Annotated in this window: 12 protein-coding genes and 1 pseudogene; 9 read left to right on the forward strand and 4 right to left on the reverse strand. The window is 40.8% G+C overall.

Translation table 11 applies throughout. The features are described 5' to 3' along the window. Positions 1-87 precede the first annotated feature (87 nt). The 6 genes from LF817_RS08020 (at position 88) to LF817_RS08045 (ending at position 4627) form a co-directional block, all read left to right on the forward strand. Positions 88-693 (forward strand): peroxiredoxin family protein, encoded by a 606-nt coding sequence (locus tag LF817_RS08020; RefSeq protein WP_253935272.1) that lies wholly within the window; start codon positions 88-90, stop codon positions 691-693. A gap of 52 nt (positions 694-745) precedes the next feature. Next, a complete protein-coding gene (locus LF817_RS08025) occupies positions 746-889 on the forward strand; it encodes an FbpB family small basic protein (RefSeq protein ID WP_253935273.1) in 144 nt (47 codons plus the stop codon). Between the two features lie 402 nt (positions 890-1291). Then, positions 1292-1513 carry a small acid-soluble spore protein Tlp gene (gene tlp, locus LF817_RS08030; RefSeq protein ID WP_253935274.1) on the forward strand — a complete coding sequence of 74 codons (222 nt, stop codon included), beginning with the start codon at positions 1292-1294 and terminating at the stop codon, positions 1511-1513. Positions 1514-1656: 143 nt separating this feature from the next. After that, on the forward strand, positions 1657-3894 hold the full coding sequence (locus LF817_RS08035) for an AAA family ATPase (RefSeq protein WP_253935293.1): 2238 nt from the start codon (positions 1657-1659) through the stop codon (positions 3892-3894). 1 nt (position 3895) lies between these two features. Beyond that, positions 3896-4318, forward strand: a complete 423-nt coding sequence (locus LF817_RS08040; RefSeq protein WP_253935275.1) for an acyl-CoA thioesterase — start codon at positions 3896-3898, stop codon at positions 4316-4318. Then, the gene (locus LF817_RS08045) at positions 4319-4627 is read left to right on the forward strand and encodes a hypothetical protein (protein ID WP_253935276.1); all 309 of its coding nucleotides are present in this window, start codon (positions 4319-4321) and stop codon (positions 4625-4627) included. A gap of 20 nt (positions 4628-4647) precedes the next feature. On the opposite strand, the gene LF817_RS08050 is transcribed toward LF817_RS08045, so the two are convergent. From LF817_RS08050 to plsY, 4 genes are all read right to left on the reverse strand, one after another. Then, complete coding sequence (locus LF817_RS08050; RefSeq protein ID WP_253935277.1) at positions 4648-4989, reverse strand: HesB/YadR/YfhF family protein; 342 nt, start codon at positions 4987-4989, stop codon at positions 4648-4650. After that, the gene (yidD, locus tag LF817_RS08055) at positions 4990-5232 is read right to left on the reverse strand and encodes a membrane protein insertion efficiency factor YidD (RefSeq protein ID WP_253935278.1); all 243 of its coding nucleotides are present in this window, start codon (positions 5230-5232) and stop codon (positions 4990-4992) included. 9 nt (positions 5233-5241) lie between these two features. Then, positions 5242-6174, reverse strand: coding sequence for a GTP cyclohydrolase FolE2 (folE2, locus tag LF817_RS08060; RefSeq protein ID WP_253935279.1), 933 nt, complete (start codon positions 6172-6174; stop codon positions 5242-5244). 145 nt (positions 6175-6319) lie between these two features. Beyond that, positions 6320-6901, reverse strand: coding sequence for a glycerol-3-phosphate 1-O-acyltransferase PlsY (plsY, locus tag LF817_RS08065; RefSeq protein ID WP_253935280.1), 582 nt, complete (start codon positions 6899-6901; stop codon positions 6320-6322). Positions 6902-7271: 370 nt separating this feature from the next. On the opposite strand from plsY, the gene zwf reads away from it, so the two are divergent. From zwf to LF817_RS08080, 3 genes and pseudogenes are all read left to right on the forward strand, one after another. Next, positions 7272-8723 carry a glucose-6-phosphate dehydrogenase gene (zwf, locus tag LF817_RS08070; protein ID WP_253935281.1) on the forward strand — a complete coding sequence of 484 codons (1452 nt, stop codon included), beginning with the start codon at positions 7272-7274 and terminating at the stop codon, positions 8721-8723. A 59-nt stretch (positions 8724-8782) separates the two neighbouring features. Then, complete coding sequence (gene gndA, locus LF817_RS08075; RefSeq protein ID WP_256558224.1) at positions 8783-10192, forward strand: NADP-dependent phosphogluconate dehydrogenase; 1410 nt, start codon at positions 8783-8785, stop codon at positions 10190-10192. Between the two features lie 294 nt (positions 10193-10486). Beyond that, positions 10487-10609: pseudogene (locus LF817_RS08080) on the forward strand (IS1595 family transposase); the annotation flags it as partial. Positions 10610-10792: the final 183 nt, after the last annotated feature.

Here is a 10792-nt window from a genome sequence, read left to right on the forward strand (position 1 = left end):
GACTATAATAAAATTTAGATTAGATACATAAACATGTCCATATAAAGACAACAAAAAAGAAAGACTGGTTAGAAAGGAATATACAAAATGCTAAAACAAATAAGCGCAGGGTTGTTTCTTCTCGTTCTCGTCGGTTTTATCGTTTACAGTGAAGTTGGTCAGGGTACCGAAAAAGATAATTCGTCTGAAGAGTTGACTAAATACGATGTATCAGAAGAAACCGATCAAGAGGGCACAGCGATGACAGCCCCCAATGCTCCTAAAGGATTGGAAGTAGGAGATGAAGCGCCTGATTTTGAGCTCGAGACGTTAGACGGTGATAAGATAAAGCTTTCTGAATTAAAAGGTAAAAAAGTCATGATCAATTTTTGGGCGACATGGTGTCCTCCTTGTAAAGTGGAAATGCCGGAGATGGAGAGGTTCCATGAGAAGTATGGAGATGAAGTGGAAGTTCTTGCTGTAAATGCCACCGGAACAGAAAGTAAGCTTGGTAACGTGGAGGAATTTATAGAGGAAGAGGGATATACATTCCCCATATTATTGGATCAGGAACTAGAAACGAATGATGACTACCAAGCTGTTTCATTGCCAACTACCTACTTTATTGGAACTGATGGGGTGATTCAGCAGCCGCGAAAGGTAGGACCGATGACGTATGATTTCATGATTGAAATGAAAGATTCACTGAAATAAGTATATCTTTATTGAACATGGGAATCCTTTAATCTTAAAGGAGTGATTTCCCGTGAGACAGAAGCAGAAAATCAGTTATCAAGAACGGATCCAGCAGAATATCAAATCGATAATGGAAGACCCCAAATTGTTAGATCAAATTGAACAGCGTATTGATGAGCGGCACCACCGACGTCTTAAAAAGATCCCTTCCTAAACAGGAGGGGATCTTTTTAATTGCGTGTTGATACTCATCGCTTTTGGACTGGACTGAGCTGATGGAGATAATAAAACACGAAGAACGGAGTGATTCAACGTTGACTTATCGTAAGAAGTGAAGGAAGTCTCAGTATCCTAAGCTCTATAGCTTAAGCACGAGGCTTAGATGAGTGCTCAAAATTCTTTTCAACTCCAATGCCAAGAGGATTCGTACAATCCATTTCGCACGGGTAGCTTCCCAACCACCCCGGACTCTCAATATGGCAACGAATTGCCGTTATCTCGACACCAGGCTTTCCACTATCATGCCATATCGTCGAATAACTTTTATGAAAAAGTAAGGAATATTATTCACAAGCGGGAACAGGCTAATTAGAGATATAACTAAGGAGGACTTTATATGAATAAGAACAAGCCAGATAATCGGGCAGACAACGTAGAGAAATTACAGGAAGCTGTACAACATACTATTGAAAATATTGAAGCTTCCCACGAAACAATGCAGATGGCCGGGGAAGCTGATCGTGGCGCTATCGAAAAGAAAAATAAAAAACGAGAAGCATCTCTTGAAAGTATGCGTGAGGAAATCAAAGACGAAGCCCGTAATGAGCAAAAAAGATAATGGTTAAAAGTCCGTACCTAACATAACTGGCACGGGCTTTTTTCATTGGGCAAGTTCGTCTACATAGCGAAAAGATTGTGATAAAATTAAACACGATGATGGAAGGACGGGATACTTTGACTATTAATACGATAAAACAATGGATGAGCCTGGAACAAGAACCACCATTATCTGAAGTGGAAGCACTTCGTATTCTTGATCACGGCAGTATTGACGATAAAGAAGTTCAAGCTTTACTTTACGTCACATTAGCTTATTACCGGATTAAAAGGCATCCGGAAAAAGATAAAATCGCTGATCAGTTTATGGACGAAGCTCGCATTATGGAGCCACAGCACCGCCTTGTTCGTGAGCTTGACGAATCTGTCCGGATGATGAGGGCTTATACCATTTTAAAGGATACTCCTTTCGAACAATGGGTACTCCACGAAACCGATCATACATCGGCAAAAGCTAAAAAAGTTCACGCCATATATAAAGAAGCCGAGTGGATAGCAGAGCAGTGGGATGAGGAGCTGGCGACTAAAACTCTTGTTGACGCGGCAAACTCAAGGCTCAAGCTTTATCAGGAAGTTTACGAACATCTAGGAGAGTTAAAAGATATTTTAACAGAAGCCATCGACTCGATTGAGCATCGCCGTATTCATGTTCCTGTCAAGGAAGTGAATATGAAAATTAGGAAGCTGACGGATTATCAAGACGAATTATACAAGCGTCTACCTGACATTCTTACGAAAAATAGAGCTGAGGATCCATTGGCTTCTTTTCAACAGATGATCGGTTTGCGTGATGTGAAATCTTACATTAACCGGTATTATCACTTCTTGAAATATCAACAGCAGCGAAAGAGTTACGGCTTTTCAATGGTGGATGATCCTGGACTTCATATGATTATCACAGGTAATCCCGGTACAGGTAAAACGACAATCGCACGCTTGCTGGCAAATATTTATTATGACCTTGGAATATTAGATACTAGAGATGTCGTAGAAGTGAATCGGTCCCACTTAGTAGGCTCGTATGTCGGTCAAAGTGAAGAGAATACGATGAATTATGTTAAGCAGGCCTCCGGCGGCGTATTGTTCATCGATGAAGCGTACAGCTTAAAACGTGAAGGCCAGACAGGGAATGATTACGGGCAGGCCGTGATTGACACGCTAGTCTCTGCTATGACAAGTAAAGAATACGGCGGAACTTTCGCCTTGATTTTAGCAGGTTATCCAGAAGAAATGAGACAGTTTTTATGGTCCAATCCTGGATTGCGTAGCCGTTTTCCAGAACAGAACCACATCCAATTGCCGGATTATCAGATGAACGAACTACTGCAAATCGCTGAATATGCAGCGATTGAAAACGACTTCTTTTTCACAGAAGCGGCACTTAAAGAGTTGGAAACTCTTATTGATAAAGAGAGGGTTGATGATTCCTTCGGTAATGCACGGACGGTAAGAAACCTTGTCCTTAAAATCATTTTTCATAAAGGTGCCATAGAGAATTGGGGAGAGAAGCAGCACTGGCTGGAACACATGAGGATCGATGAAAAAGATATGAATGTCGATGAAAGTGCGTCCGAAGAGGAGCGCTCACCTCTGGAGCAATTGCATTCTCTCATCGGATTACAGCATGTAAAGCAGGAAGTGCGTAAGCTTTCCTCTTTCGTACAGGCGCAGCAAAAAAGAAAGGAAAGTGGTTATCCTGTCGTCCCTATTCAATTGCATTCCGTGTTTTCTGGCAATCCAGGGACAGGAAAGACGACCGTTGCGGATATTTACGCTAAAATTCTAAAAGAGTGCGGGTTGTTAAAAAGAGGTCATGTCGTCGTAGCTTCCAGAAGTGATCTCGTTGCGGGATACATTGGCCAGACAGCAATAAAAACGAAAAAAAAGATTCGAGAAGCTCTTGGCGGCGTATTGTTTATCGATGAAGCTTACGCTTTGAATGGTGGATCACATGATCAATTCGGAAAAGAAGCCATCGAAACCATCGTCGATGAAATGACGAAGCATAATGAAAACCTTGTCGTCATTTTAGCAGGATATGATAAAGAGATGTCCCAGCTGATAGAAAGTAACCCTGGTTTGTCTTCAAGGTTTAAAAAATATCTTAAATTTCCTGATTACTCGGAAGATGAATTATTAGAAATGACGATCTTTCAAACGGAGCAGTATGAGTATCGGTTGGAGGAAGAAGCCAAGGGTTATCTCATCGATAAGTTTCATGAGCATAAAATCCGTGGAAATGGGCGGTTCATAAACAATTTAATTAATGAAGCCATTCAGTATCAGGCTTTAAGGCTGATTAAAGGGGATACGGAAGAATTCAGTACGTTAACAAAAGAGGATACTTTACTAGCATGGCAAAGTGTACGGGGGGAAAACTGAGATGAAAATTAATGAGCTGCCGATTAAGGTGCGTTATCAGGAAACGGATATGATGGGGGTCGTTTATCATGCGAATTATCTTGTATGGTTTGAAATGGGGCGTACGTCTCTAATAGAAGATCTCGGCTTTAAATACCACGAGATTGAAAAACAAGGCGTCGTTTCTCCTGTTGTCGATGCTTCTGTAAGTTTTAAACAGCCGGTAAGATATGGTGATGATGTTTATGTGAAAACATGGGTAGAAGACTATGATGGTTTACGAATCACTTATGGCTATCAAGTTTATCACGCGGACGGAAAAGTGGCTGTGGAAGGTGAAACGAAACATGTCATCGTCAAAAAAGAAAGCTTCCGCCCTGTATCGATCCGTCGAAGCTTTCCTGAATGGCATGAAGCTTATGTTCACGCTATGGAGGAACAATAAGTGGCCTTCGGTGTAAAAAGAGAAGAGTTAGTGAAGTGGAAAAAGAAGGTGAGCCGCGGGGAGATTGCATTTCTCACTCATTTTTGGCTGGATGATCGTTTTCCTGGGTGTGATACGGTTACGAAAGTAGGCTGTTCAGACCTGGATAAGTTAAAGGCGTGGGGGGAAAAGCACGGTTTGAAGGGGCAATGGATCCACCATGATCCCCGTTACCCTCACTTTGATTTATTTGGCCATCGTCAGTATGAGATATTAAAAAAGGAAGGCCAGTGGAATCAAATTGAACATTTTTCCCTGCATAAAAAATGACCGTCGCAGTTATGCGGCGGTCATTCGTATATAAATTCCGGTTCATTGAATTTCTCGTGAAGCTGGACTTTTAAAGAATGTCCATCAAAATACCATTCGTCATTCGCTTCAATAAAGTAAGTGACCAAATTAATTTTATCCTCAGCGATCGGCTCTGTCGCTTCATCTTCTTTTATAGCTAATGATAATCCTGGCAAAAGCCCGCCAGTTCCACCGTAGCGGACAAAGAAACGTATCGACGTTTCTTCTTTTATATCCAACTCATCTTCATACCAATTTGCGGCTTCTTCCGTCACTTTTAATTTAATAAGATCATCTCCTCCATGTTCTCTAAATATAGTGCATAGATCAGCAAGATTCATTTATTCCTCTTGATCAGAGTGGTACTTATTCTTTAAAGGAACAGGGTCGAACCCGCCTTTATGGAAAGGGTGACATTTGCTTATTCTTTTTACTGTTAAAAAAGACCCTTTCAAAAATCCAAATCTCTTAAATGATTCTATTCCGTATTCTGAGCAAGTGGGCTGGAAGCGGCAGCTCGGGGGAGTCATCGGGCTGATCCATTTCCGGTAAAATGATATAAGTGCAATCATTACGTGCTTCATGACGACCCCTTATTGTGCTTCTGATTTTTTATCATAATTTAATGAAGCTACTGCATCGTGCAAGTGAATGGATTCTTCGTTCCTGCATTCAACGGAAAAAGCTTCCACGAAATCATATTCATACAGGTCTGCTGCGACAAGACGTACGATATCCTCAACAAAACGAGGATTTTCATAAGCTTGTTCAGTGACCATTTTCTCATCAGGACGTTTAAGAACAGGGTGGATTCTGGCACTTGCATTACTTTCTGCTGCTTCAAGCAGTGCGGCTTTCCAGTCAATCGTTTGTTCATCGAAGTCTTCGGTCAGTTTGACGCTCATCGTTACATTACCACGCTGATTGTGGGCGCTGTATTCACTGATTTCTTTGGAACAGGGGCAGAGCGTCGTAATTTTTCCTGTAAGAGTGACGGTAACATCAAATCCTGTTTCAGCATCGTACAGGACTTTGATTGTTGCATCGGCATAATTCATCCCTGCTAAATCAGAGTAAGGCCCCTTGCGCTCGAAAAACCATGGGAAGGATACTTCTATTTCTGAGTCACTCTCGTTTAAACGGCCGGCCAGTTCTTCTGTGAATTTTTTTAAAGTTTCAATATCCACTGCAAATCCCTGACGGTGATAATGATCGAGCTGCTCCGTGAATCGGCTCATATTCGTCCCTTTACTGCCCTGGGAAATAGAAGACCCAAAGGAGAAGGTACCTATAGTTGTCTGAATTTCAGGTGTGAGCTGACTCGGTATAGTGATCGGATGCTTCACATTCGAAATACCGACCATATCTATGTCGAAGAGGAAGTCTTTTTTCGAATTTTGTAAATCTGCCATCTTGCTTTTATCTACAGGTTTCGTGCGCGGCCCGGGTGTGACGGAGCCGAATAATTTATGACGTTCTTCTTTATTAGGAAGCTGTTTGTTTTTATTCAATTCTGTTTGATTCATAATGAGGACTCCTTTCAGACCTGCTTATACGTCAAAGTATACAATATGTAGAATAGTTAATAAAATTTATTGCTTTTATAATGCGCTGTATGAAATTGATTATACACACACAAAGAAGCCTACGACAATAGAATTGCCGCAGGATTTACATCCACGTGATCTTAGGCTCTGTTTTGTTCATTATTCGCTTGATGTTCGAACGATGACGGTAGATGACAAAAACAGTAAATACAGCAATGATGATAGATAAACCGTACTCTCCTAAAAGAAGCGTAACGATGAAGGTCACAATTCCCGTCACCATAGAAGCTAATGAAACATACTTACTCAAGTATAGAAGGAGGAAAAAGGTCCCAAGCAAGATCGCAAACACAAGAGGATTGACTCCGAGCACTACACCTGCTGATGTAGCTACGGCTTTTCCACCTTTAAAGCCTGCAAAAACGGGATACATATGTCCGATTACTGCAAAGACTCCAATTACAAGCGGAATCACATCTGCACCAAACAGGACAGGTATAACAGTGGCAGCCGTTCCTTTCAAAATATCGGCGATTGTTACGATCAGGCCCGCCTTTAAACCGAGTACTCTAAATGTGTTGGTGCCTCCAAGGTTTCCGCTTCCATGCTCTCGTATATCTATACCATAGCCCATCTTACCGACAATAAGACCAGAGGGAATTGCTCCTAATAGATAAGCAATTATAATAAAAATGAAATATTCCATGATGTACAACTCCTTACGTCTTTGTTATTAGTTTATCATTATATCTGGTGTTAAAGAACAAAAAAGTTATAGGCAGATAGATTTTGTATGGAAAAAAGAGAGGCGGGAAAGAAATATTCTATATACTTTTAAATTATATGGCTGTTTCATTTACATAATATTTTATCGCTTTAAAGCCTTTTACCTTTGACATATGATTTATATCATTTAGAATATTGAATTAGTGGCGAATGAATAAGATTAATTACGATCGTTAATGCTTGAGAGAAGGTTCGGAATCAACGTTCCATTGTGAAATCGATCCCAGGTTTCCATGGAACGAATAACTCTCTATCATGCTGTATTAACGGGAAAAGTGGAGGAAAAACTATTGGATTCTATATCGTTTATTTTATTTGGCTCGACTGGAGATCTTGCTAAGAGAAAAATTTACCCTGCTTTATATAATTTGTTCATTGAGAAATCTATGCCTCAATCCTTTTCAGTCATCGGATTAGGCCGCAGGGATTGGTCTCACGAAGAATTCCAAAAAAATGTAGAGGATGCAGTGTATACATTCTCCAGAAGTTCTGTCGATAAAGAGACGATGGAACAGTTTCTCCAATCTTTCAGATACCATTCATTGGATTTGACGGAGCGCGAAGGATATGACCAACTTCTAAAGGTCGTTCAGGAGCGGGAAAACGAGCTGAACATAGTAGAAAACAGGATGATTTACTTATCAGTCTCACCAAAGTTGTTTGATATTGCGATATCAAATATAGAGAAAAGCGGACTGACAGATACTAAAGGCTGGAAGCGCCTGATTATTGAAAAACCTTTTGGTCACGATCTTGAGTCGGCAAGAGAATTGAACCGGAGAATAAGTACGGTGTTCGAGGAGAAAGAAATTTATCGTATCGATCATTACCTTGGAAAGCCAATGGTTCAAAATATCGAAGCACTCGAGCATTCAAATCCAGTACTTCAAGCCCTATGGAATAAAGAATATATTGCCAACATGCAAATTACGGCAAGTGAAATCGTCGGGGTCGAGAGCCGGGCGGGTTATTATGATAAAGTAGGAGCTATTCGCGACATGGTCCAGAACCATATTTTACAACTTTTGATGATGACTTCTATGCACTTGCCGCATGAAATGAATGCCGAAAATGTCCGGAATCAAAAGAAAAAAGTGATGGAGTCTCTTCGCCCTCTAACGAAGGCGAACGTAGCTAAAGAAGTCATCCGCGGACAATATGGTCCTGGGGTTATTAATGATGAGAATGTACCTGGATATTTGGACGAAGAAGGCATCCCGGCTGGCTCACGAAATGATACATTTATCGCAGCGAGGCTCTGGATAGACAACGATTTCTGGGAAGGTGTTCCATTTTATATTAGAACAGGCAAGCGGATGAAGGAAAAGTCTACTCGCATAGTGATTGAATTCAAAAGCCCTGAGGGTAAGAACCGTTTTGAAGATGAAAACCTGGCTCCGAATTTATTAATCATCGAAATCAGTCCAAATAAAGGGGTCACTTTACAGTTGAACAGCAAGAACTCATTGAATAATGGGAAGCTTGAACCTGTGCACATTAACTTTTCCAAGGATCAGAGCGACCTGCCGGAAGCCTATGAACTACTTATAGCAGATGCCATAAAAGGTGATCAGACTTACTTTGCCCATTGGAATGAAGTCGAGTTGTCCTGGCAATGGGTCCAGCCAATTCTGGAAACTTATGAGGAAGACACTGCTCCTCTTCATATTTACGAGGCAGGATCAATGGGACCAAAAGCCGCCAATGAATTGATTAATAAAGAAGGTTTCCGTTGGTGGTAGAAAAAGATGACCTAATCATGGAATAATTAAAGTGGAAAAATAAAAAGGAGATGAAGAATTTGACGCAGGAAATTGGTGTAATTGGATTAGCTGTAATGGGAAAAAATTTAGCTTTGAACATTGAAAGCCGAGGGTACTCTGTATCAGTGTACAACCGTACAAAAGAGAAAACGAATGATTTTCTTAACAATGAAGCTGAAGGGAAAAACTTCAATGGAACTTCATCTATTGAGGAATTTGTGAAATCATTGGAAAAACCTAGAAAAATCCTTTTAATGGTAAAAGCTGGTCCAGCAACTGATGCTACGATTGAATCGCTTTTACCACACCTTGATCATGGAGATATACTTATCGACGGAGGTAACACGTTCTATCAGGATACAATCCGCCGAAATAAAGAATTAGAGGAATCAGGTATCCATTTCATTGGTACTGGAGTTTCAGGCGGGGAAGAAGGAGCTCTGACCGGCCCATCAATCATGCCTGGCGGACAGAAAGAAGCGTATGAACACGTACGTCCTATTCTAGAAGCCATAGCTGCAAGAGTCGAAGATGTTCCTTGTACGACCTACATCGGTCCTAATGGAGCCGGACACTATGTGAAGATGGTTCATAATGGTATTGAATACGGTGATATGCAGCTTATTTCTGAAGCTTATTTCATTTTGAAAAATGTAGTAGGACTGACTGCTCAAGAACTTCATGAAGTATTTTCAGAATGGAATAATGGAGAGCTGGACAGCTACTTAATTGAAATTACGGCTGATATTTTCACTAAAATTGATGAAGAGACAGGCAAACCACTTGTTGACGTTATTTTAGATACGGCAGGACAGAAAGGGACAGGGAAATGGACAAGCATCAGCTCCCTTGAACTAGGAGTGCCTCTTCCTGTCATTACAGAATCGGTGTTTTCCCGCTTCCTTTCAGCTATGAAGGAAGAACGTGTGAAAGCCAGCAAAATTTTGAGCGGCCCGGACGTGAAGCCATTTACGGGTGACAAAGCAGAAGTGATTGAGTCTGTACGCAAAGCTCTTTACTTCAGCAAAATCGTTTCTTATGCTCAAGGATTTGCTCAGATGCGTTCTGCTTCAGAGGAGAATGAGTGGAACCTTCAGTACGGGGACATCGCTATGATTTTCCGCGGTGGTTGTATCATCCGTGCGCAGTTCCTACAAAAAATCAAAGAGGCTTACGATCGTGAAGCTGACTTAGATAACTTGCTGCTGGATCCGTATTTCAGCAATATTGCTGAGAACTATCAGTCAAGTCTTCGCGAAGTCCTTTCGCTGGCGATTGATCGCGGAATCCCAGTTCCGGCTTTCTCAAGCGCTATCGCATATTATGACAGTTACCGAACAGAAACACTGCCAGCGAACCTTCTGCAAGCCCAGCGTGACTATTTTGGAGCTCATACGTATCAAAGAATTGATAAAGATGGAATTTTCCATACAGAATGGCTGAAGTAATAGATACAAAAAGGATGACGTGCACTGAGCACGTCATCTTTTTTAATTGTTGAAAAAGTGTGGAAACAGTTCAGTTTTGCGTTAAGTATACAGGATGCTGGAAAACAACTCGCTTTCCACAGGGAACGCCCATCCTTATCGCTCACTACGCTCGCTGTGGGTAAGTGAGTTAAGTCTAAAAGGTATAACCACCACGGTATATCCATTTGCTAATTATCTCGAAACCATATCTATTACAATTTTGCCAGTTCGTTTAAAAATATTCGATCTTAAGTTATCGCATGCCTGGTTTCAGTATTAGGGAGTATCCATCATCAGCGAAATGAAGTCACGATGAATGATATGATGGAAAACAGGAATTTATTAACAAGTGTCGGAACCTATGATAACCATAGATGGTCCATTTTCAAGATGTAACCATTGAATCTTGTTCCTCTAAGGGGATATTTATCTCGAAACTGATTCTTAAAGTAAAGGGCAGGATAGTGGAAGACTCAGTTTCGAGATATTCAATCTTTTTTACATAATGTTCTGTGGTAAAATGTGGTATATGTTAAGTTTTTTAAGATTTAAGGAGGATTATATGATTAATGAAATTAC

The sequence above is a fragment of the Halobacillus sp. A1 genome, from assembly GCF_024189295.1.
In the GTDB taxonomy this organism is placed as follows: domain Bacteria; phylum Bacillota; class Bacilli; order Bacillales; family Halobacillaceae; genus Halobacillus_A.

What these genes read in the sequence shown, in the direction of transcription:
- tlp (WP_253935274.1), top strand. Translation starts at nt 1,292, where the DNA reads ATGAATAAGAACAAGCCAGATAATCGGGCAGACAACGTAGAGAAATTA.
- yidD (WP_253935278.1), bottom strand. Translation starts at nt 5,232, where the DNA reads ATGAAGCACGTAATGATTGCACTTATATCATTTTACCGGAAATGGATC.
- folE2 (WP_253935279.1), bottom strand. Translation starts at nt 6,174, where the DNA reads ATGAATCAAACAGAATTGAATAAAAACAAACAGCTTCCTAATAAAGAA.
- LF817_RS08020 (WP_253935272.1), top strand. Translation starts at nt 88, where the DNA reads ATGCTAAAACAAATAAGCGCAGGGTTGTTTCTTCTCGTTCTCGTCGGT.
- plsY (WP_253935280.1), bottom strand. Translation starts at nt 6,901, where the DNA reads ATGGAATATTTCATTTTTATTATAATTGCTTATCTATTAGGAGCAATT.
- LF817_RS08050 (WP_253935277.1), bottom strand. Translation starts at nt 4,989, where the DNA reads ATGAATCTTGCTGATCTATGCACTATATTTAGAGAACATGGAGGAGAT.
- LF817_RS08035 (WP_253935293.1), top strand. Translation starts at nt 1,657, where the DNA reads ATGAGCCTGGAACAAGAACCACCATTATCTGAAGTGGAAGCACTTCGT.
- LF817_RS08040 (WP_253935275.1), top strand. Translation starts at nt 3,896, where the DNA reads ATGAAAATTAATGAGCTGCCGATTAAGGTGCGTTATCAGGAAACGGAT.